At 43.1% G+C, this 21,672-nt stretch carries 19 protein-coding genes and 1 rRNA gene; 13 read left to right on the plus strand and 7 right to left on the minus strand.

Annotated elements, in window-relative coordinates:
• From LZG73_RS21925 to LZG73_RS21935, 3 genes are all read right to left on the minus strand, one after another.
• Positions 1-76: ribosomal RNA gene (locus tag LZG73_RS21925) — 16S ribosomal RNA — on the minus strand; the annotation flags it as partial.
• A gap of 343 nt (positions 77-419) precedes the next feature.
• On the minus strand, positions 420-1,070 hold the full coding sequence (locus tag LZG73_RS21930; protein ID WP_233854548.1) for a hypothetical protein: 651 nt from the start codon (positions 1,068-1,070) through the stop codon (positions 420-422).
• A 152-nt stretch (positions 1,071-1,222) separates the two neighbouring features.
• A complete protein-coding gene (locus LZG73_RS21935; RefSeq protein WP_233854916.1) occupies positions 1,223-3,667 on the minus strand; it encodes a ribonucleoside-diphosphate reductase subunit alpha in 2,445 nt (814 codons plus the stop codon).
• 447 nt (positions 3,668-4,114) lie between these two features.
• On the opposite strand from LZG73_RS21935, the gene LZG73_RS21940 reads away from it, so the two are divergent.
• From LZG73_RS21940 to LZG73_RS21985, 10 genes are all read left to right on the plus strand, one after another.
• A complete protein-coding gene (locus tag LZG73_RS21940; protein WP_233854550.1) occupies positions 4,115-5,026 on the plus strand; it encodes a sugar phosphate isomerase/epimerase in 912 nt (303 codons plus the stop codon).
• A 130-nt stretch (positions 5,027-5,156) separates the two neighbouring features.
• The gene (locus tag LZG73_RS21945) at positions 5,157-5,411 is read left to right on the plus strand and encodes a type B 50S ribosomal protein L31 (protein WP_233854552.1); all 255 of its coding nucleotides are present in this window, start codon (positions 5,157-5,159) and stop codon (positions 5,409-5,411) included.
• A 147-nt stretch (positions 5,412-5,558) separates the two neighbouring features.
• Positions 5,559-6,755: a putative sugar nucleotidyl transferase gene (locus LZG73_RS21950; protein ID WP_233854554.1), complete on the plus strand. Its 1,197-nt coding sequence runs from the start codon at positions 5,559-5,561 to the stop codon at positions 6,753-6,755.
• 34 nt (positions 6,756-6,789) lie between these two features.
• Positions 6,790-7,908 carry a DNA polymerase III subunit delta' C-terminal domain-containing protein gene (locus LZG73_RS21955; protein WP_233854556.1) on the plus strand — a complete coding sequence of 373 codons (1,119 nt, stop codon included), beginning with the start codon at positions 6,790-6,792 and terminating at the stop codon, positions 7,906-7,908.
• Positions 7,905-8,375, plus strand: a complete 471-nt coding sequence (locus tag LZG73_RS21960) for a RimK/LysX family protein (RefSeq protein WP_233854558.1) — start codon at positions 7,905-7,907, stop codon at positions 8,373-8,375. The genes LZG73_RS21955 and LZG73_RS21960 overlap by 4 nt, the downstream gene beginning before the upstream one ends.
• Before the next feature lie 31 nt (positions 8,376-8,406).
• Positions 8,407-9,309, plus strand: coding sequence for a 30S ribosomal protein S6--L-glutamate ligase (gene rimK / locus LZG73_RS21965; RefSeq protein ID WP_233854560.1), 903 nt, complete (start codon positions 8,407-8,409; stop codon positions 9,307-9,309).
• Positions 9,310-9,370: 61 nt separating this feature from the next.
• Positions 9,371-9,688 carry a type II toxin-antitoxin system HigB family toxin gene (locus LZG73_RS21970; protein WP_233854561.1) on the plus strand — a complete coding sequence of 106 codons (318 nt, stop codon included), beginning with the start codon at positions 9,371-9,373 and terminating at the stop codon, positions 9,686-9,688.
• Positions 9,666-10,025 (plus strand): type II toxin-antitoxin system HigA family antitoxin, encoded by a 360-nt coding sequence (locus LZG73_RS21975; protein ID WP_233854562.1) that lies wholly within the window; start codon positions 9,666-9,668, stop codon positions 10,023-10,025. The genes LZG73_RS21970 and LZG73_RS21975 overlap by 23 nt, the downstream gene beginning before the upstream one ends.
• A gap of 47 nt (positions 10,026-10,072) precedes the next feature.
• Positions 10,073-11,011 (plus strand): hydroxymethylbilane synthase, encoded by a 939-nt coding sequence (hemC, locus tag LZG73_RS21980; protein WP_233854563.1) that lies wholly within the window; start codon positions 10,073-10,075, stop codon positions 11,009-11,011.
• A gap of 106 nt (positions 11,012-11,117) precedes the next feature.
• Positions 11,118-11,579 carry a hypothetical protein gene (locus LZG73_RS21985; protein WP_233854564.1) on the plus strand — a complete coding sequence of 154 codons (462 nt, stop codon included), beginning with the start codon at positions 11,118-11,120 and terminating at the stop codon, positions 11,577-11,579.
• A 71-nt stretch (positions 11,580-11,650) separates the two neighbouring features.
• On the opposite strand, the gene LZG73_RS21990 is transcribed toward LZG73_RS21985, so the two are convergent.
• Positions 11,651-14,515 (minus strand): TonB-dependent receptor domain-containing protein, encoded by a 2,865-nt coding sequence (locus tag LZG73_RS21990; RefSeq protein ID WP_409014350.1) that lies wholly within the window; start codon positions 14,513-14,515, stop codon positions 11,651-11,653.
• 315 nt (positions 14,516-14,830) lie between these two features.
• Here LZG73_RS21990 and LZG73_RS21995 point away from each other — a divergent pair, with 315 nt between their 5' ends.
• Both LZG73_RS21995 and LZG73_RS22000 read left to right on the plus strand, forming a co-directional pair.
• A complete protein-coding gene (locus LZG73_RS21995; RefSeq protein ID WP_233854566.1) occupies positions 14,831-15,901 on the plus strand; it encodes a sensor histidine kinase in 1,071 nt (356 codons plus the stop codon).
• Positions 15,898-16,632, plus strand: a complete 735-nt coding sequence (locus tag LZG73_RS22000; protein ID WP_233854567.1) for a LytTR family DNA-binding domain-containing protein — start codon at positions 15,898-15,900, stop codon at positions 16,630-16,632. The genes LZG73_RS21995 and LZG73_RS22000 overlap by 4 nt, the downstream gene beginning before the upstream one ends.
• Before the next feature lie 10 nt (positions 16,633-16,642).
• On the opposite strand, the gene uvrA is transcribed toward LZG73_RS22000, so the two are convergent.
• Positions 16,643-19,495: an excinuclease ABC subunit UvrA gene (gene uvrA / locus LZG73_RS22005; protein ID WP_233854568.1), complete on the minus strand. Its 2,853-nt coding sequence runs from the start codon at positions 19,493-19,495 to the stop codon at positions 16,643-16,645.
• 216 nt (positions 19,496-19,711) lie between these two features.
• Between uvrA and LZG73_RS22010 the strand changes: the two genes are divergently transcribed.
• Positions 19,712-19,876 carry a hypothetical protein gene (locus tag LZG73_RS22010; RefSeq protein ID WP_233854570.1) on the plus strand — a complete coding sequence of 55 codons (165 nt, stop codon included), beginning with the start codon at positions 19,712-19,714 and terminating at the stop codon, positions 19,874-19,876.
• Here LZG73_RS22010 and LZG73_RS22015 read toward each other — a convergent pair.
• Together LZG73_RS22015 and LZG73_RS22020 are read right to left on the minus strand one after the other, a co-directional pair.
• Positions 19,848-20,462, minus strand: a complete 615-nt coding sequence (locus LZG73_RS22015) for a YigZ family protein (protein ID WP_233854571.1) — start codon at positions 20,460-20,462, stop codon at positions 19,848-19,850. The genes LZG73_RS22010 and LZG73_RS22015 overlap by 29 nt on opposite strands.
• Positions 20,452-21,639 (minus strand): MFS transporter, encoded by a 1,188-nt coding sequence (locus tag LZG73_RS22020; RefSeq protein WP_233854572.1) that lies wholly within the window; start codon positions 21,637-21,639, stop codon positions 20,452-20,454. Before LZG73_RS22020 ends, LZG73_RS22015 begins: the two co-directional genes overlap by 11 nt.
• Positions 21,640-21,672: the final 33 nt, after the last annotated feature.

A 21,672-nucleotide genomic window follows, 5' to 3' on the forward strand; every position in this document is an offset into this window, starting at 1 on the left:
TTGCTGCCCCCTCGCCTTGCATGTATTAAGCCTGCCGCTAGCGTTCATCCTGAGCCAGGATCAAACTCTCCATTGTAAATTTTGTTGTGATCTCTCTCATTGCTAAGAGGACCGAATCTTCTTAAACGAACTATCTTTTTGCTCTCTTCATCATGTCAAAGAACGTTGCTCTGAATCTTTCAGAACTCGTTGTTTAGCCGTCTGCTAAACCATTGTTCCCGATTGGGAGTGCAAAAGTGCAACAACTTTTTTTATCCCGCAAGTCCAAGACAAAAGTATTTTATGCATTTTTTCTCAACAAAAACGTAACCGATTGATAACCAATTTTATCCGCTTAAAAAATATTTTAAATATTTTTGAAGTATTCAATCACATGCATCTTTAAAAGCGCTTCTTGCTTCATAATGTCACCTTGCTCACTAATCCGTCAATTCAACTTGCATAGTTATATGGGCTTCTGCTTGATCCCTTAACAGCTCATAATTATTAGGGGTATCTTTAAGCATTTGCGCCGTGACGGGATTTTTTATTGAATAGATATAATTAAGCGTCAAAACCTTGGTAGGAGTTGAAAAGTACTCTAGCATTATACCGCCGTTAATTACTGCCGTTTCTTCCACAGCTACTTCCGGCTTTATGGTTGTCGTTCCATACAAAGCTTCATTATACGGATTATCATCATTGTCAAGACGCACAAACTGAATTTTATAACCCGTAGGCGTAGGGAACGATGGTTTCGACAAACGCCTAATAGTCATTTTTGCTGCGTAGCTGGCCCAACCTTGCTGATTATGCCCAGAATAAAAACCCTTACTCGCAGCCCTAGAAAGAGGGATGCTTACGAAAGGCTTTTCCTTAGTGGCCGTTGCCAAAGTTATGCCAGTCGAATCACTTAGTACGTCAATCTTAAGGATTTCAAACTCACAAGGATAAAAACGAGGTAATCCACTTATTCGACTACATAATGTATCTGGCTTACTCGGAACAACATGGTTAGTGCAAGACAACGCAAATATCCAACTTAGGATAACTGAGAATGTGACTGATTTTCGTAAGTTGACCTTATTCATGAGCATAAGATAATCTAGGGTGAATATTGGTGCTAGGCGACACCTTCAAAATAAAAATATTTCATTTAAATGCATTTTGAGATTATTGTAAAGCAAACAAAACAGGCCCTTGCTATAAAGCAAGAGCCCGTCCTTCAAGGTATTTTATCTAATTACGAACCACAAGCCTCGCAGCTTTCAGGATCGTCTAGTGAACATTGCATATCTGCCTTATTATCTCTTGGAACAATGGGCTTCGCATGCTCCTCGGCATATTGAACGTAATTCAGCTCCTTCTCAGCAACTACAACTGTTGCAGGCTCGATCTGTGGCTCTGCTTGCTTGCTTAATGTGAATTGGACCGGATCAGAAGCTGCGCGGGTGCGTAGATAGTACATCCCCGTTTTCAGTCCTTTCTTCCAAGCGTAGAAGTGCATGGAAGTCAGTTTACCAAAATTCGCTTCTTCCATAAAGATGTTTAGCGATTGCGATTGGCAAATGAATGCGCCCCGATCAGCTGACATATCGAGCAAGCTGCGCTGCTTAATCTCCCAGGCTGTTTTATATAGCTCCTTAATGTTCTGTGGAATGTTTGGAATAGCTTGCACTGATCCGCTTGCACGCACCAGGTTGTTTTTCATTTCCTCGTTCCAAAGTCCCAGCCTTACGAGATCTTTGAGCAGATACTTATTAACCACCACAAATTCACCCGATAAAACCCTCCTTACATATATATTGGAAGTGAATGGTTCAAAGCATTCATTGTTACCTAAAATCTGGCTTGTAGAAGCCGTAGGCATTGGGGCCAGCAGTAGCGAGTTGCGCACCCCATGTTGGATAACATCTTTCCTCAATCTTTCCCAATCCCAACGATTGCTTTCCGGCGTTACATTCCACATATCGAATTGGAAAATGCCTTGTGAAATAGGACTTCCTGCCCAAGTTTCGTACGGACGAAGCTTTTCTGCCAGTTCCATGGACGACTGCATGGCTCCGTAATAAATGGTTTCGAAAATGTCTTTATTCAACTGGCGTGCTTCATCAGAATCAAATGGCATGCGCATCATACAGAATGCATCTGCCAATCCTTGCACACCAATCCCAATTGGACGGTGCCTTTTGTTGCTTTTTTCAGCTTCCGGAACAGGATAGTAATTGAGGTCAATGATCTTGTTCAGGTTGCGGGTGATCACTTTTGTGATTTCGTACAACTTCTGGTGATCAAAACGCATGAAGCCATCCGGTCCTTGCTCAATAAATTTTGGCAATGCAATGGAAGCAAGGTTACAAACCGCCACTTCGTCCGGCGCTGTGTACTCAATAATTTCGGTGCAAAGGTTCGAAGACTTGATCGTTCCCAGGTTTTTCTGATTTGACTTGCTGTTCGCGTGATCCTTATATAACATGTAAGGAGTGCCTGTTTCAATCTGCGATTCCATAATTGCGAACCAAAGATCTTGCGCCTTTATAGTTTTGCGTGCTTTGCCTTCCAGTTCATATCTTTCATAAAGCTTCACGAAATCCTCGCTGTGCGTATCCGAAAGTCCCGGACATTCATGCGGACAGAATAATGACCAGGTGTCGTTCGCCTCTACGCGTTTCATGAAAAGATCCGGAATCCACAATGCGTAGAAAAGATCGCGCGCACGCTGCTCTTCCTTTCCATGGTTTTTCTTCAAATCAAGGAAATCAAAAATGTCTGAATGCCAAGGTTCCATATATATAGCAAAAGAACCTTTGCGCTTTCCACCTCCCTGATCCACATATCTTGCTGTATCATTAAAGACACGAAGCATAGGCACAATCCCATTGGACTGACCATTTGTTCCTTTAATATAAGTGCCTGTTGCGCGCACATCGTGAATGCTTAAACCAATGCCACCGGCAGATTGCGAGATCAATGCGCAATTTTTAAGCGTATCGTAAATCCCGTTAATGCTATCTTCCTTCATGGTCAACAGGAAGCAAGACGACATTTGTGGTTTCGGCGTTCCGGCGTTGAACAATGTTGGCGTTGCGTGCGTAAACCATTTTTCAGAAAGCAAATGATATGTTTCAATCGCAGCCTGAACATCCTCCTGGTGAATCCCAATCGCAACCCGCATCAGCATGTGTTGGGGTCTTTCTACTATTTTACCGTCAACCTTTAATAGGTAGGACTTTTCAAGCGTTTTGTAACCGAAATAGTCATAGGCATAATCGCGGTCGTAAATAATGGTAGAATCTAAAAGAGACGCGTTTTGACGGATGATTTCGTAAACTTCCCTCGCAATCAAAGAAGCATTTTCACCCGTTTTGCCATCAACATATGTATAAAGACGTTTCATGGTTGCTGAAAACGACTTCAATGTATTTTTATGAAGATTTGAGATCGCAACGCGGGCTGCTAAAATCGCATAGTCCGGGTGCTTGGTGGTCATGGACGCCGCCGTTTCAGCAGCCAGGTTGTCCAATTCCGCAGTTGTTACGCCGTCATAAATGCCGGACACAACTTTTTTGGCCACCTCTATGGGTTGGATATAATTTGTATCAAGCCCATAGCTCAATTTCTCGATTCGCGCGGTGACTTTGTCGAACTTTACCGATTCTCGGCGACCGTCGCGCTTTATTACATACATAGACATGTTAATATGTTGTTTTGAAGGAAGTTGTGATGAAATTTATACTGGACTTTTAATAGAAGCAGGACTTAAATTCTCTTGAAATAACATCAAAAATATTACAATCGCAATCAGTAATGTCGGCCGCTTTTTGGGTTTATAGGGATAATCCAAATTACCAAATTGTTAAGATTCTAAATGTTAGGTAATTAAGAGTTATGAACATAAAAATGGCGCCATGAAATTTTTTATAAATAATTAATATAAAAAATTTGTAAACTTTATTTTAAAAAATATTTGGATAAACAAAAATTTTACCAATCAAAAATTTGAAAATCAGCTTGTTATAGTAAATATATTATTTAAACAGAGTCTAAACAAGTAAACTTTTTCATTTAGATTTATCTAACCGCATTATTACTAACTACACAAGCTTCCTGTAACACTGATCAAAACTAGTACATTATGACTAAGATAATCACTTCCTCATCGCGCAGGAATTTCATTAAAACCTCCACTGGAATCGCCACAGGCCTTGCAGCTGGACTTGCCGTGCCAGAAATCCTGTTTGCTAAAAATACCGGACCGGGATATGCTCTACAACTAGGCGTTTTTGCACCTTATGACAAGGCGGATTATCTGCGTGAATCGGGTTGTACATATATAGAGGAGTCGGTCGGAAATTTCTTGATTCCCAAAGACGGTGATCCGCAGTATGCCAAAAACCTGCAACAGCTTCGGGATGAAAAGTTTCCAATTAAATCATATGTAATTTTGCTGCCTGGAAGTCTGAAAACGCTGGGGCCGGATGCGAATCATGAAGCGATTTTGGAGAGAACAGACCTTGTTTTAAAACGTGCAAAAGAATGTAAATCGCAATATGTGGTTTTTGGAAGCGGCGGTTCGCGGATCATTCCGGAGGGTTTTGATCGGGATAAGGCGAAGGCGCAGCACATTGAGCTGACCAAGAAAATGGCGCCGTTGGCTGAGAAATATGGGGTTACCATTGCCGTGGAGCCTTTAAACCGCGGTGAAACAAATTTTATTAATAGTCTGGCGGAAGGCGTTGAGATCATTGATGCCGTAAAAAGCCCCAGAGTGAAACTCTTATGCGACATTTTTCACATGCTTAAAGAAGATGAGTCGCCGGATGAGATTGTAAAATTTGGCAAATACATTGTGCATTGCCATATTGCTGAAAAGGAAAACCGCACGCCTCCCGGGGTAAAGGGAGATGATTTCAGAGCCTATTTAAGTGCTTTGAAAAAGATCGGTTACAAAGGCGGATTATCCATTGAATGCTTTACTTACACCGATTTTGACAAAGAAGCGCGTAAAGGCGTAGAAGTGTTGAAACAGCAATTGAGTGAAGTTTAATCACTTACAGTTTCGGGGATCAAAGTTTTATCAAAAAGATAGCCTTTCATTTCTTGGTTTAATAAATAAGAATTTTTACTTTTGCAATCCTTTTTGAGAATTGTATCGAAACACATAATACCATATACCAATGAAAAAAGACATTCATCCCAATTATAGAGACGTAGTTTTCTGGGATCTATCTAGCGATTTTAAATTCATTACGCGCTCTACCATAGAAACCAGCGAAAACATCACTTGGGAAGATGGCAAATCTTATCCGGTTTATAAAGTGGAGGTTTCTTCTCAGTCGCACCCTTTCTATACAGGTAAAAATGTACTTGTAGATACTGCCGGCCGTGTAGATAAGTTCAGAAAACGTTACGGAGCACAGAAAGAAGCTTAATCAGCACATTATTGATCGTAAGGTCATTAATAATCTTTCATACCGAAATTAAAGAAGCAGTCTCTTGTACATTTACAAGAGACTGCTTCTTTTTTTGCCCTAACCAAAAAAATGGGCGAACTTTGGCCCCACATACTAGCACAAAATATGCCTACAATCATTCTGTTTGACGATCCCACAATCCGCGTTCAACTTTTACCATTCACATACACACGGCCAGTTTCAGCGATCCGTTGCGGCATTCACAAGATATCTGAGAAATGGAGCTTATGGCTGGATTCGGCTGTTTCATACCAAACTGCGGATTACTTGTCAGCAGCATTTCCACTGGTGAGTTCTCCGGATAACATTTATATCAATGGCGGACTTTGCCCGGATGCTGCTCTCGTGGAAGAAATCAAAAAGCTGCCCGTGGAATCAGCACTTGTTTCTGGTGATGACATCCTCGCAATCAGAAGCGGCGAGACATGGACGCCTGGTATGAACATTACGCATTACGAGCCACAACATTATTCTGGCTCATTTACACTCATCCGAAACGTTTGGGACATATTCACTTTCAATGGCGAGCAGATCCAATCTGATTTTAGAAAAATAACAGAGAATAGAACTTCCGAGCCGCTTAACGATCCTTTTACACATTGCTATAACCCTGAAAATATCTTTATTGAAAGCGGTGCGGTTGTAAAAGCCTCCATCTTAAATGCTGAGAATGGGCCGATTTATATTGGAAAAAATGCACTGATTCAGGAAGGTTCGATGGTTCAAGGACCATTTTCAATTGGTGAAGGCAGCGTGCTGGCACAAGGAACTAAGATTCGTCCAAATACAACGGTTGGGCCATTTAGCAAGCTGGGTGGCGAGGTAAGTAATTGTGTTGTATTTGGTTATAGTAACAAAGGGCATGATGGTTATTTGGGAAATTCAGTGTTGGGGGAATGGTGTAATCTGGGTGCCAACACGAATAATTCCAACTTAAAAAATGACCATAGCAACGTGAAATTGCATAGTTATGTCAGTAATGCTCTGGTTGACACGGGATTAAGGTTTTGCGGCTTGATGATGGGAGATTATTCCAAAGCCGGAATTTCGACGATGTTCAACACGGGTTCCGTTGTCGGCGTAAGTGTGAATGTATTCGGCGCAGGTTTTCAGGCGAAGCATACGCCTTCGTTTTCGTGGGGCGGCAATGCGGAAGGATTTGCAGAATATAGATTTGAAAAGGCGCTTCACGTGGCGGGAGACACAGTAAGCCGTCGCAATGTGACATTCGGAGCGCATGATGAACAAATTTTAAGATCTGTTTTTGAACAAACGCAACAGCAGCGTGACTTTGAAAATTAGAACATTAATTCATTTTAGATAAAAATCACCCACCGTGCTTTTCAGAGAAATACCGGGACTTGAACATATAAAATCAACGTTAAGGCGCTCGGTTAAAAATAGCCATTTGGCTCATGCACAGCTGTTTGATTCCCCGGCTGGCGGTGGTGGCCTTGCATTGGCACTTGCTTTTGCAACATATATAAATTGTGAAAATAAAGGCGAAGAGGATGCTTGCGGCGTTTGCGCTTCATGTGCAAAAATGGCCAAACTAATTCATCCCGATTTTCATTTTATATTTCCCATTGCAACTACAAAAAAGATTGACGGCAAAACCAGCGAGGCTTTTCTGGGGCTATGGCGAACATTTTTGCTAGAAAATCCCTATCGCGTTCTTCCCGAATGGCTTGATCACATTAGTGCTGAAAACAAGCAGGGAAATATTTCTGTGGAGGAAGCACGCGGGATTTTGAGAAAATTATCGGTTAAAGCTTATGAGGGTGAATATAAAATTTTGCTCATCTGGAAACCGGACATTATGAATGCGGCTTCGTCTAATGCGATTTTGAAAATATTGGAAGAACCCCCTGAAAAGACATTGTTCCTGCTTGTTAGTGATCAGTCAGACAAGCTTTTAACAACCATTATTTCGCGTACACAACGCATTATGGTGCCGGCGTTTTCCGATGAAGATGTGCGTTATTTTCTCAAACTGCAACAAGTAAGCGACACCGCAGCCAATCAAATTGCGTATTTGTGTGATGGCAATTTATCAGAAGCATTGAAATTGGTTCAGGATGCGGAGGATGACCGTTCGGGCTGGTTTGCTGGCTGGATGCGTTCTTGTTATAAATATGACATTTCGCATTTAGTAAAGCTCGCTGATAACTTTGATGTCATGAACAAAGAGAAGCAAAAAGGCCTGCTGGAATATGCATTAAGGCTTTTTCGGGATATGCTTGTGTGGAGCCACGGCGCGGGCGAGTTGTTGCGCGTGCCTGAGGAAGAGCTGACTTTTGTTCAGAACTTTTCAAAAACGGTTAACTTTGATTCACTCGAAAAAATGATCGAAGAAGTGAATCTGGCTTATTATCATATGGAACGGAATGTGCGGGCAAAAATGGTTTTCCTGGATCTTTCGTTGACCGTCGCCCATTTCTTTCAGCGCAGATGAAACCGAATTTGGAAATTATCGGAGCAACGGACATTGTGGATATGCCTGAACTAGGCTGGTACGATGTTCCGGTCCGGGTCGATTCCGGCGCGACAACTTCGTCCATACATTGTTCGCGGGTTCGATTGATCCGCGATGGCGAGCAACCGCAATTGTGTTTTTACCTGGATGCAAAAAAAGGCGCGCCGCAGCAATCCTTCACGGTTACGGATTTTAAAGAAACCATTGTCAGGAATTCCTCAGGAAAAGAAGAAAAACGTTATGTGATCAAAACGAAGATCACCATCTTTGGTAAAAAAATACGAACAGAATTTTCACTCGCCAACCGGCGCAAAATGAAATATCCAATCCTTTTAGGACGCAAACTGCTGAAAAAGCGGTTTTTAGTGGATGTTTCGCAAAAAGATTTATCCGCTGCAAAGCGTTCAAAGGCATCTCATCGTTCTCACGCCCGACATCAATCCTGAATTTACCCCATTTTATTTTTCAATTATTTATATGAAAATCGCCGTATTATCCACCAATCCCGACCTTTATTCAACAAAGCGTCTGGTGGAGGCAATTAAGGAAAGAGGTCATCAGGCATTGGTTATCGACCATGTTAAGTGCTTCGTAATGATCGAAGGGGGCAAACCGACCATTATTTATAAAGGACAACCAATCACCGAAATCGACGCGGTAATTCCTAGAATTGGCACTTCCGTAAATGCATTTGGCTGCGCTGTTGTGCGGCAATTGGAATTGATGAAGGTGTTTACGACTGTAAAATCGCAGGCTATTCTTCGCTCTCGAGACAAATTACGGAGTATGCAAGTGCTGGCCAAATCCGGTGTGGACATTCCAAAAACTGTTTTTGCCAAGAACCCCAGTCAAGTTAATGAGCTGATCCATATGGTTGGTGGCCCGCCTGTTATCATTAAGTTGCTCGAAGCAACGCAAGGCGTTGGCGTTGTTTTGGCAGAAAGCACTAAGGCTGCAAAATCCACAATTGAGGCATTTTACGGATTAAAGGCTAATTTTCTAATTCAAGAATACATCGCGGAATCCAAAGGAGCCGATATTCGCGCTTTTGTAATCGGCAATAAAGTCATCGCCGCCATGAAACGCCAGGGACACGAAAGCGATTTCCGCTCAAATTTGCACCGCGGCGGTGAAGGACATTTGATCGAGCTTACTGCGGAAGAGGAACACACTGCCATCGCCGCCGCCAAGGCATTAGGCGTCCGCATTGCAGGTGTGGATTTGCTTCAATCCGAACGCGGCCCGCTGGTCATGGAAGTAAATTCTTCACCTGGCCTCCGCGGAATTGAAGAAGTAAGTGGAATTGATATCGCGTCTCTGATTGTTGCTTATATAGAGGATAAGATTGTTACGGACGAAGGGGATACGGTTGGGGTTTAATTTAGATAACACAACTCAGCGTAACCAATATGGTAACATTTCTTTATCTTTATGAGGTCATATGCGCATTGTAGCTGTCAAAACATTAAAAGAATATTTAAATATACACCCAAAGGCGCAGCAGTCATTACTTTCATGGTTTGAAGAAGCCGAAAGTAATAATTGGAATTCACCTAATGAGTTAAAGGAACATTACAGAAATGCGTCAATTTTAAGTAATAAACGGGTTGTATTCAACATTCATGGAAATTCTTACCGCCTGATTGTAGACATTGAGTTCCGATTGAAAATAGTTTTTATAGTTTGGTTCGGCTCGCATGAAGCGTACGACAAAATAAATGCAAAGACAATAAGCTATGATCGTTCCGATAAAAAATAATGAGCAGTACGAGGCGGCATTGGAAAAAATCTATGCGTTAATGCAAATTAATATTTCGGTGGACTCTAAGGACTCTGACGAGTTGGAGGTGCTTTCTATTTTGGTGAAGGATTATGAAAACGTCAATTTTCCCGTCCCTAAACCAAATCCACTCGAAGCGATTAAGTTTAGAATGGAACAAATGGAAATGTCAGAAAAAGATCTTTCGGAGATTTTAGGATATCGTTCGCGTAAATCGGAGATTTTATCTGGAAAGCGAAAGCTAAGTCTGGCAATGATTCGAAAGCTGAACGAAATCCTGCACATTCCAGCAGATATATTAATTCAAGCTTACTAATTATAATGGATGTGCTTCTAATTTGAGGCATTAGAATGAAGTAAACCATGCATATAAAAATAGGAACACGCGGCAGCAAATTGGCACTTTGGCAAGCGCATTATGTGGAGGAAATGCTGAATGAGGGCGGCGTTGAGACGGAAGTTGTTATTATTGAAACAAAAGGAGATAAAATCCTGAACCGGGCTCTGTCAAAAATTGGCAGCAAGGGCGTCTTTACGCAGGAATTGGAAGATCAATTGCTGGATGGCAGCATTGACATTGCGGTTCATAGTGCTAAGGATATGCAATCGCAGCTGGATGATGTTTTTGAATTAATTGCTTTTACAGAGCGTGAAAAGGCAAATGATGTTTTGGTAAGTCATAACACAGAACTTTCCCTAAAAAGCGGTGAAGCTTTCGTAGTTGGGACATCTTCAACGCGCAGAATTGCTGTTTTAAGACATTTCTTTCCCCATATTAAAACAGTTGACATGCGTGGAAACCTGCAAACGCGCCTTGGTAAACTGAATGAAGGACATTGTGACGCTTTGCTGCTTGCCTATGCAGGCGTGCACAGGATGAAATATGATGATAAAATCGCAGAACATTTGTTGCTGGATGAATTTACGCCTGCCGTTGGACAAGGAAGCGTCGCGATTGAATGTGCCGTAAATTTGTCTGAAGAAAAGAAAGCAATGATCAAAAGCTTAACCAATCATACAGAGACAGAAACCTGCCTTCTAGCAGAAAGGGCCTTTTTAAAACGCCTGCAAGGCGGATGCAGCATTCCTGTTTTTGGATTGGCAACATTAAAAGATGATCAAATCAACATTACGGGCGGCATTGTAAGCTTGGATGGTCAAGAGTTGATTAGAAGGACAGAAACCGGTTCAATCACATTTCCGGAAGAGTTAGGAATAGCGTTGGCCAACGAATTGCTCGAAGCTGGCGCCGATCGTATTTTAGCAGAGATTAAGTCGCAGATTAATGTGAATTCAATTTAATAGTAAGTGGTTTAACCGGCGGGTCATTGATTCTGGCCTAAGAATAATTGGACAGTCGCTGAGTCATTTATATATATATCATTGCGAAAACTTTAATCTATTCGCAATGAAAGTCCACCCTTTATTATTTGGTTTAGCATTATTTGTCGTTTGCTCATGTTCAAAAAAAGACAGCGTAGATGATATTGGCACAATTGCAGACCTTAGTATGAATTACCACCACACCTATCAGTCTGTCGTAGAAGATACGTCTCAGCACGAACAAATAACATGGAAGATCAAACGCATAGACGTTAATAAGATAGAGATTGAGGAATTGATTAAGGACATTACAACCAATAAGGTGATACGGAAATCAATATATAATAATGTTGTTTCTGTTTCTGACCAAGACGGTCATAACTTTTTAGATTTCAAAAAAGCAACCACGAATTTCCCTTACGAATCGGTCTTTGAAGGAAGCGCTGCCCTATACGCCACCGCGCTACGCACGGATGTCATTATCTGGACAAAAGAAAAGACCCTACGAAAAAATGATTGGACTTTGGTAGCGGTTGAAGAAATGTAAGAGACAATATTGAAAAAGGCGCAGCCCGAACAAACGTCCGGGCTGCGCCTTTTCAATATCACCCAAAAAACTTATGGCCTCTTGGTCGTGTCCGCAGGCACTGCTGGTTTCCCTGGAATCATTGTTGAATCAGCTGGGCTAACAGGTCTTGCAGTTGAATCAGCTGGAATAACAGGTCTCGCAGTTGAATCAGCTGGCATTGCTGCTGGGCGGGCTGTTGAATCTGTTGTTGTTCCTGGCCGCATTTGCATGCCCGGGTTTGCTGGCCTTGCAGTGCTGTCGATGCCTGCTGGTCTTCCTGCGCCTTCTGGTCTTGAAGCGTTTGGAGCCATCGGACGCATGGTTGGCACTGTTACAGCTGGTGCTGCGCCTTGAACCGCTCCGCCGCCGCCGCCGCCGGCATCCATTCCACCACCTTCACTTTTTTGATCATCATTATTTACAGATTTGCGTTTGCGTGACTTCTGTTCAGTAAATGTCATTTTACCTAAACGATAGGAGAAGTTGACCCGGAAACCTCTGTTGAATAAATAGTTCGTGTTACTCTGTGTAAATGTTGACGTTTCAAGCTGCGTTTTCATTTTGAATGATGGAGCTAGGAAGTTTTCCATTCCAAATCCTATGCTTCCGCGCTTGTTGGTGAAATCCTTCTTAATTCCAAGGTCATACATTCTGAATCCAGCCTGCGTTCCTTGCAACTGAACATCACGTCCTCTCACGAATCCACCGCCTTGCAATCCCCAACCATTTTTGATGTTCAGACTGGTTCTGAAACGTCCGCTTACTACGAATCCTGTGTTTGAAGCCGCAAGAGAAGGATCTGGATTGTTATTGGTAAGATCAGCATAATAGGCGTCGAAACCTCCGCCCACTTGCCATCTTTTGAAGAATGTCAGGTTTCCGAACACATTCACACCGTAGTTTTTCTTCGAGCCAATGTTGCCGTAAGTTGTCGTAATCACACCTACATCGCTTGTTGTACGAATGCTTTCGATAGAACTATTGGTAAAGCGGGCGAATGTTGAAACATTCACATAAAGCGAATTCTTGAAAAAGCTAGTTCCCAATTCCACCTGATCCGTTAATTCCGGACGGAGTTGCGGGTTACCCACAGTGATGTTCTGTGGGTTCGACGCATTTTGATTAGGGTTTAGGAATTGAATACCAGGACGTTGAAGGCGACGGTTGTAACCAAGTTTAATCGTTTGTCCTTTGCCAAAAGTTTGGGATAAATTAAGACTTGGCACCAGATTGCTGTAAGCAGGAATGTTCAAATTGCCCTGCTCACCTTGCGTTGCGTCAATGCTCGTGTATTCATAACGCGAACCTGCCTTCACCGTAAATTTACTTTTCGTTGTATAAGTGTATGATAAATAACCCGCTGCAACATTCTGATCATAATTCAAACTGCTAGCAGCTTGCGGTGTATCGACTGTATTGTAATAATCAAAATTACTAACCACCTGACGGAAAATTCCCTTTCCACCAAATTCAAGAAGCTGATTGTCTTTCACAGGCGTCTGATAATCAACCTGAATCGTGCTTTCCTGGTTATGGCTCGCATTATTGTTTCCTTGCTGGCCCAGCAATTCCTGACGAATTGCATCATTGCTCAGTGAATAAATGTCTGAATCAAAATCATTCGTCCGGTTGTTACGGCTGAATTGCGTAGAAATGCTCAACTCCTGCTGTGGCTTAGCCAATGTTTTGATATAATCCACATTCACATCCCACGTTCCCGACAAGTCTTTCGTATTTACATCCCGGAAGCTATTTCGCGTTGTGCCGTCACTTTGCGTGTTGAATGTCGACAAATCTTGCTGATTTCGCATGTTACGCATTCCATAACGTACGCCGGCAGAAAGTGAAGTTTTAGAATCGATCTCGTAATCCCAGCCAAGATTGTATGAACCAAAAGCCATTTTGTTATCAGACTCGGTCATCTGGCGGATAGAGAATTTATCAATTTTACCAACTTGAAGGTTTTCAGATTTTCCCGGCATGTTGTAGTTGAATCTACCAAAACCACCCAGACTAAAACCCATTTTACCAACTCTATAATTTCCTCTTAATCCCAAGTTAGAACCTCTATTTCCAATTCCTGTATCCAAATTCAATGTTCCACCTTGGATTGTGCTCTTTTTGGTAACAATGTTAATGATCCCGGCCGAACCTTCCGCGTCATATTTAGCTGATGGTGAAGTAATTACTTCAACAGATTTGATCATATCAGCAGGAATCTGCTTCAATGCATCCGCTACGCTGGTTGCGATAATGGTCGAAGGTTTGTTGTTAATCAAAACCCGAACATTGGAACTCCCTCTCAATGAAACATTTCCATCCAGATCGACCGTCAACATCGGCACTTTCTTCATCACGTCCGAAGCGTCACCGCCCTTGCTGGTAATGTCTTTTTCATTATTATAAACGAGCCTGTCCACCTTCTCCTCTATCAACTGCGCCATTCCCACAACCTCAACCTCATTCAACTGAACCACATCTGCCGCAATATTAACATTGCCTAGATCAAGTTCTGTTTTACGGTCAATTTTAATGTCATTAATGGTTTTTGTTTTGTAACCGATGAAGGAAATCAAGATCTTGAAATTTCCTGACGCCACTTTTGTAAGCTCAAAAGCACCTTTTTCGTCAGTCGTTGTTCCGTCGATCGGGTTATTGGTTTTGACATCAACTAATGCAAGGGATGCAAATTCAACTGGTTTTTTGCTTGCCGAATCCACGAGGAATCCTTTAATTCGACCATTCCCTTTTGGCGTATCTTCCGCAGTTCCCGGAATTACGGTCTGGCGCTGTGGCCGATCATTGCCGCCACCGCGATTTCCACCAAATCCTCCACCGCCACCGCCGGGAAATTGTGCTGAGGCAGCGAGGCTCAGCAGCGTTAGTAATATAATAGGAGTAACTTTTTTTATCATGTCCATGGTTGTATTGCAAAAAATTGGTTCGATTTCAATTTCAAAGTAAATAGCTTCATCTGACAATAAATTAGGCAATAGATAGAGAGGACGCTTCCACCGATCAAACCGCGCTTTTAGCCGATAAGTCATCCATTGTGAATCTTGGAAAAATGCAGAAATCAGTAAATGTAGCTGCTTGTTGCTTTATAGATTATCCGCGCTTATCAGTCGGTATTCCCTGCGTGTTAATCGATTGCGGTAGGCGCTTTGAAATATTAACCGTATGATTGTAATTGCAAGCTACGTTTGCTGCACTCACCTAATGAACAAATAATGGACGCGACTACTGCCCGAAAATATCCTCCATTCTTCCTGCATCTGTTAGGATGGAGCTTCCTGGCTTTGTTTTTAATGTGGCAACCGATCAGCTGGCAAATTCAGTTACCGGTTACATTTTGGGTAAAGCAAGCGGTGTTATTTACGCTGCTTATCACAATTTTTTATCTCAACTATTATCTATGGTTTCCGCAGTTTCTTGCCAAAAACCGTTATAGCCGTTTCATTCTGCTGAACCTGGTGTCCGTAGTAATGTTAGCCGTTATCATTGAGCAAGTTAAGATCTCAATAAAACATGGCGAGCAGATGGATCGTGCATTCAAAACCGCTCGTGAAGCGAATGGCGATAAAAGACCGCAAGACAGACTTGACTATTTTGCATTGCTAACCGCGCTCCTCATTATCGGAATCAGCACAAGTGTAGCTGCGGTTAAGGATGCGCAGCGCGATAAACAATACAGGGAAAACCTCGAAAAAGAGAAGATCAACTCCGAGCTTTCGTTCCTGAAAGCACAGATTAACCCGCACTTTTTCTTCAATACATTAAATAATATTTATGCATTGACTGTCATTGATGTAGAGGCGGCGCGAGAGGCTTTGCACAAACTTTCACGCATGATGCGCTATGTCCTTTACGAAACGCAACATGGGACTGTTTTGCTGAGCCAAGAGATCGCCTTTGCGCAGGATTATATTCAATTAATGCAATTACGGCTAACTGATAAAGTGACCGTTCACCTCGATCCGCCGAAGCCGATGCATGATGTTTCTATTGCGCCAATGCTCTTTTTGCCTTTTATTGAAAACGCATTTAAGCATGGTGTGAGCTCCATGCATCCAAGCAGGATCGACATTCAGATCCGGCAGGACAAACACAAGATTTTTGTTGAAGTGAGAAACACTTTATTTACGGATAAAAGAGCGATTCTGGACGAAAGCAACGGCATAGGGCTCGTGAATACGCAACGCAGGCTGGACCTGCTTTATCCGGGAAAGTATCAGCTGGAAGTGACTGAGAATAAGGAAGAAAAAGAATTTGAAGTTCATTTGGAATTAGAAACTGCATGAGCGTACTCCAATGCATAGCAGTCGATGACGAGCCATTAGCGCTGGGACTTGTTTGCTCATTTATAGATAAAACGCCTTTTCTGGCCCTGGCCGGAAGATTTTCGAGCGCAGTGGAAGCGCTGCAAGTCATTCACTCGCGACAAATTGATGTGATTTTTCTGGACATTCAAATGCCGGATCTGACCGGCATTGAGCTCGCCAGGGTCATAGACAAAGCAGACAGCCGCGCGCCAAGGATCATCTTTACAACAGCCTTTAATCAATATGCGCTGGACGGGTTCCGCGTGGATGCACTTGACTATCTCCTAAAACCCTTTAATTACGAAGAATTCCTGCGTGCGGCTGCCAAAGCGCAGGCTTACAGTGAGTTGGTGAACAAAGCATCGTCAGCCGCCACGCCCGACCCGAAAGATGGTTATTTGTTCCTAAAAGTTGAATATCAGCTGGTTAGGATCGCTTATGAAGACATTCTTTATATGGAGGGGCTCAAAGATTATATTAAGGTGCATTTGAAATCTGATCCAAAACCCATTCTTTCACTCACGAGCTTGAAAGCATTGGAAGAAAAACTTCCCGCTTCCAAGTTCATGCGCGTGCACCGCTCATTTATTGTTAATCTGGATAAAATCAGTGCGGTTACCAAAAACACCATTCAAATCGGCAGCATGACCATTCCCGTCAGCGACCAGCATAAGGAGGGTTTTAACCAGTTTTTGAGTAAATGGATGTAGGAAGCAAAAGCTATTTCAGCTCTTCCTTCAAAAAATGTCCAGTGTAACTTCCTTTCACTTTCGAAACTTTCTCAGGAGTTCCTTCTGCAATGATGCGGCCACCTTGCGCGCCGCCTTCGGGACCGACGTCAATCACGTGGTCGGCGACCTTAATGACGTCAAGGTTATGCTCGATAATGAGGACTGTATTTCCTTTTTCAACCAGTTTGTTCAGCACATGCAACAGATGTTTAATGTCCTGAAAATGCAAACCAGTCGTAGGTTCATCGAGAATGTAAAGCGTTTTACCAGTATCACGTTTCGAAAGCTCTTCCGAAAGTTTAACCCTTTGTGCTTCTCCACCTGACAATGTTGTTGCGTGCTGGCCCAATGTAATGTAACCCAAACCTACATCGTTCAAAGTCTGCACCTTACGCAATATTCTGGGCTGGTTTTCAAAGAATTCCAATGCTGTCTCAACCGTCATATCCAGAATGTCCGCAACGGATTTTCCCTTGAAACGCACTTCCAATGTTTCCCGGTTAAAACGCTTGCCTTTGCAGGTTTCACAATTAATGTGCACATCCGGCAGGAAATCCATTTCAATTTTTTTCATTCCCGCGCCTTCACAATCCTCGCAACGTCCACCTTTTACATTAAAAGAGAAACGTCCCGGCTTATAACCACGGATTTTCGCTTCTGGCAATTCTGAAAAAAGAGCACGAATGTCAGTAAAAAGGTTCGTATAAGTCGCTGGATTCGAACGTGGTGTCCGGCCAATCGGTGACTGGTCCACTTCAATTACTTTATCTATGTTCTCCAAACCTTCCACCGATTTATAAGGCAGCGGCTCTCTTCTTGATTTGTAAAAGAATTGATTTAACAACGGGAACAGCGTTTCATGAATCAACGACGACTTCCCGCTCCCACTCACACCCGTAACGCAAACCATCGTTCCCAACGGAAACGTCATGTTTACATTTTTGAGATTGTGACCCGTGCAGCCTTTTAATGAAATCGTATTGCCAGTTCCTTTTCTGCGTTTTTTAGGCACATCAATGGCCGTTCTGCCACTCAAATATTCGGCTGTTAGTGAGCCATTTTGAAGAAAAACCTCCGGCGTCCCGGCTCCAACCACATTCCCACCGTGGCGTCCAGCACCAGGCCCAATGTCTAAAATATAATCCGAAGCAAGCATCATATCCTTATCATGCTCCACAACCAAAACGGTATTTCCCAGATCCCGCAAGCTTTTCAGAGAATTGATAAGCCGCACATTATCTCGCTGGTGCAAGCCAATGCTCGGCTCATCCATAATGTATAGCACGCCCGTAAGCTGCGTTCCAATCTGCGTAGCAAGCCTGATCCGCTGTGCTTCTCCGCCCGAAAGCGTCCTCAATGCGCGGTTTAATGTCAGATAATCCAGCCCCACATCAAGCAGGAAGCCGACTCTTTTTCTAATCTCTTTTAAAACTTCATGACCGATAACACGCTGCTTTTCTTCGAGTCTGTCTTCAAGATTTGTGAGCCAATCCGCTAGCACGCGAATGTCGTTATTGGAAAGATCGGCAATGTCTTTGCCGTCCACTTTAAAATGCAATGATTCCTTTCTCAAACGTTTGCCGTTACATTCCGGACAAGTTTGAATGGTCATAAAATCCTTTAACCAATCCTGAATTTTATCATTTCCGCTTTCCTGCTGGCGTTTCAGGAAATTAATGATGCCGTCGAATTTTGTTTCCCATTCTGTTCCCGGATATTTTTTAGAAGGAACGGGCACAGCATCTTCGCTTCCGTAAAGCACCAGTTTCATTGCATCCTCAGGGAATTTTTCCAAAGGCGTGGCGAGCGTAACCTTAAACGGTTTCAGCAAGACTTCCAATTGCTTGAAAATCCACGCTTCCCGATATTCGCCCATCGGTGCGATGCCGCCTTTGGTAATGCTCAAAGATTTGTCCGGCATAATGGACTCTTCCGTGATTTCCTCAATCATCCCCAATCCCTGACAAGTTGGGCACCAGCCATAAGGCGAGTTGAAAGAGAACGCATTAGGCGCAGGATCATCGTAACTGATCCCAGATTCCGGGTCCATCAGATTTTGAGAAAAGTAGTAAGTTTCTCCTTTTTCATCCAAAACCATCAATGCCCCTTTTCCCTGCTTAATCGCCGTCGCCACAGACTGGCTCATCCGATAGCGCGATTGCGGATCTTCCGATTCCTTTTTAGGAACAACGCGGTCAATAACAATCTCAATGTCATGGACTTTGTAGCGATCCAGCTGCATTTTCGGCGCAATTTCCTGCACTTCACCATCCACCCGCACCTTGTTATAACCAAGTCGCGCAATTTGAACAAAAAGCTCTCTATAATGCCCTTTACGGCCCTTTACAGCAGGAGCAAGCAGAATAATTTTTTGTCCTAAAAACTGTGTAAATAACTGGTTAATGATCTGATCCTGCGATTGCTTGACCATTTTTCGGCCGGTAACATATGAAAATGCCTCGCCAGCGCGGGCATAAAGTAACCTTAGGAAGTCATAAATTTCAGTAACCGTGCCCACCGTTGAGCGGGGATTGCGGGAGGTGGTTTTTTGTTCAATGCTGATAACGGGCGACAAACCGCTGATCTTATCCACATCCGGCCGCTCCATTTCGCCGATAAAACCGCGCGCATAAGAAGAAAAACTCTCCATATAACGGCGCTGACCTTCTGCGTAAATCGTATCGAAAGCCAATGAAGATTTTCCGCTCCCGCTGATGCCCGTGACCACCACAAGCTTGTTTCGCGGAATATTAACGTCAATATTTTTTAAATTATGCTCACGCGCGCCTTCCACTTCAATTAAATCCTGGCCATCAAGCTCAGTTGCATTCAAATGTTCCAAAATGATATTTTCGTTTGCGATAAAGTTCAGTAAAACTGGTTATTGGATAACCCAAAAAACCTGCCCAGAGTTGCAAAATTCCCGCACAACATTGCGGCATTCACAGTCGGGCTGCTAAAATAGATAATAACTAATGTTGCCTGCATGTTCTTTATTATTTTAGCAAAAATTTGCTGTCTAAGATGACATCAAATTTTTATTTCAAAAATCAAGATCATGAAAATCAACAACGAAAGCGAATACGAAAAAGCCTCGGAACGGGCAGATGAAATTTTTGGCGCAAAAAAAGGCACGCCGGAAGAAAAGGAATTGCAGGAATTGCTAAAAGCGATCAAGGAATACGACGATGACTTTATCCGGATGTTAAAAGAGAATGAGTAAGGCCATCGATCTTCTCACAACGCGAGATAAATTTCTCCGTGCTCGTCACCCGAACTTCGGCCACTAACCGACATTCCATCTCAAAAACTTGCTCTCTCACAGGCAGTTCCATTTCCTTTACAATCCGCATCACATCATTCATTTGCGGATAAGAAAACGTGAGTTCGTATAAATTGTAAAAGTGCTTCGTAACAATCTCCGACTGATTCAAAGCATCCTCCGTAGCCAACTTATATGCATTTATTAAGCCCGGAACGCCGAGCAATGTTCCTCCGAAATAACGCACCACAACCAGCAGCACATTAGTAACATTCCTGGAATACAACGTGTTAAGGATCGGCCTGCCCGCAGTTCCCGACGGTTCGCCGTCATCGCTCATGCGGTAACTCATGCGATCTGCACCGAGCCGGTAAGCATAGCAATGATGCACGGCTTTGGGATGCAGTTCCCGCAATGTGGCCAAATGCATTTTGGCATCTGATTCATTATCGATTGGAAAGCTGTAAGCCAGGAACTTGCTGCCTTTTTCTTTGAAAAATCCCTCCGCCGGCCCGGTCACAGTTTGGTAACTGTCGTCAAATAACACGGGCGCGACGTTTTTTAAATTGATAAATCAACACTGAATAAATCAATGCAGCCAATGCAAAGCCCGCCATGCAGTAAAAAACCAACGGTAAATTCCCGCGTTGATTGGCAAAAAGCTCGGCAGACAAAAATGCGCCTAAGCCAATTCCGGCTTCCAAAGAAATAAACATTGTAGCAATGGAACGCCCACGATTATCATCGTGACTCAGATCCACCGTCCAGGCCGAAAGCACAGGAGAAAGTATGCCCATGGAAACGCCAAAAAACGCGGCTCCGGTAAAAAACAGAATTGCTGAATTGGCATAACCTGTGATAACCAAAGCAATAATCAAAAGAAGGCAACCAGCAATGGTAACCGGAATGCGGCCATGCCTGTCAGAAATCTTCCCAGCAAAAAGCCTTACCAAAATCGAGAAGATTGTAAAAAACATGAAATAATAACCTCGATTATGCAGTCCCAAATATTCGCTAAAATCAGGTGTAACCGTCGCCACGGCGCCATAACTGAAATAACAAAGGAACGTAACCAGCGCCGGGCTGAAAACATCTGGTTCGAAAATATCTCTGCGGGTAATTTTAAAAGCATCCAAAGAAAGCCGCTCTTTTTTGACAAGCGTTTCTTTCATATTTAATAAAATCGCAATGGACAGAAACGCAAACAGCGAAGAGGTGTAAAACAGCGCATTCAAAGAAAATGCTTCGCTAATCATGCTCCCAACCGCCGGCCCAAACGCTGAGCCGACGCCCATACACATCCCATGTACGCCCATCGCTTCCCCGCGCCTGTTCGGAGGCACAATGTCCGCAACATAGGCGGAAGTTCCGGTTGGTTTGAAGCCTGTTGAAAAGCCGTGAACCAGCCTCAGAAGCAAGAAGGGCATTACGGTTGTAAATAACGGATAGAGAAATCCACAGACAAAACAAACAATGGAGCCGAATGCCATTACGGGAACGCGGCCAATCCGGTCGGTTAAGCGGCCACTGAATGGACGGGAAAGTCCGGCTGTTAAGGTGAATAAACCAATGATTGCGCCCTTATAATCGGCACCGCCCATCTGTGTCAGATATCCCGGAAGTTCGGGAATGAGCATGTTGAAGCTGGAAGAAAATAGAAACGAACTAAGGCCAAGTAACCAGAATTGCGTTGTGAATATGCTTGGAGAAACTGTACTTTGCATTACGCAAAAGTACGGATTTGATTTAAAAAATGA

The sequence above is a fragment of the Dyadobacter sp. CY326 genome (assembly GCF_021390515.1).
Classification (GTDB): domain Bacteria; phylum Bacteroidota; class Bacteroidia; order Cytophagales; family Spirosomataceae; genus Dyadobacter.

What these genes read in the sequence shown, in the direction of transcription:
- LZG73_RS21930 (WP_233854548.1), bottom strand. Translation starts at nt 1,070, where the DNA reads ATGAATAAGGTCAACTTACGAAAATCAGTCACATTCTCAGTTATCCTA.
- LZG73_RS21935 (WP_233854916.1), bottom strand. Translation starts at nt 3,667, where the DNA reads ATGTATGTAATAAAGCGCGACGGTCGCCGAGAATCGGTAAAGTTCGAC.
- LZG73_RS21940 (WP_233854550.1), top strand. Translation starts at nt 4,115, where the DNA reads ATGACTAAGATAATCACTTCCTCATCGCGCAGGAATTTCATTAAAACC.
- LZG73_RS21945 (WP_233854552.1), top strand. Translation starts at nt 5,157, where the DNA reads ATGAAAAAAGACATTCATCCCAATTATAGAGACGTAGTTTTCTGGGAT.
- LZG73_RS21950 (WP_233854554.1), top strand. Translation starts at nt 5,559, where the DNA reads ATGCCTACAATCATTCTGTTTGACGATCCCACAATCCGCGTTCAACTT.
- LZG73_RS21960 (WP_233854558.1), top strand. Translation starts at nt 7,905, where the DNA reads ATGAAACCGAATTTGGAAATTATCGGAGCAACGGACATTGTGGATATG.
- rimK (WP_233854560.1), top strand. Translation starts at nt 8,407, where the DNA reads ATGAAAATCGCCGTATTATCCACCAATCCCGACCTTTATTCAACAAAG.
- LZG73_RS21970 (WP_233854561.1), top strand. Translation starts at nt 9,371, where the DNA reads ATGCGCATTGTAGCTGTCAAAACATTAAAAGAATATTTAAATATACAC.
- LZG73_RS21975 (WP_233854562.1), top strand. Translation starts at nt 9,666, where the DNA reads ATGATCGTTCCGATAAAAAATAATGAGCAGTACGAGGCGGCATTGGAA.
- hemC (WP_233854563.1), top strand. Translation starts at nt 10,073, where the DNA reads ATGCATATAAAAATAGGAACACGCGGCAGCAAATTGGCACTTTGGCAA.
- LZG73_RS21985 (WP_233854564.1), top strand. Translation starts at nt 11,118, where the DNA reads ATGAAAGTCCACCCTTTATTATTTGGTTTAGCATTATTTGTCGTTTGC.
- LZG73_RS21990 (WP_409014350.1), bottom strand. Translation starts at nt 14,515, where the DNA reads ATGATAAAAAAAGTTACTCCTATTATATTACTAACGCTGCTGAGCCTC.
- LZG73_RS21995 (WP_233854566.1), top strand. Translation starts at nt 14,831, where the DNA reads ATGGACGCGACTACTGCCCGAAAATATCCTCCATTCTTCCTGCATCTG.
- LZG73_RS22000 (WP_233854567.1), top strand. Translation starts at nt 15,898, where the DNA reads ATGAGCGTACTCCAATGCATAGCAGTCGATGACGAGCCATTAGCGCTG.
- LZG73_RS22010 (WP_233854570.1), top strand. Translation starts at nt 19,712, where the DNA reads ATGAAAATCAACAACGAAAGCGAATACGAAAAAGCCTCGGAACGGGCA.
- LZG73_RS22020 (WP_233854572.1), bottom strand. Translation starts at nt 21,639, where the DNA reads ATGCAAAGTACAGTTTCTCCAAGCATATTCACAACGCAATTCTGGTTA.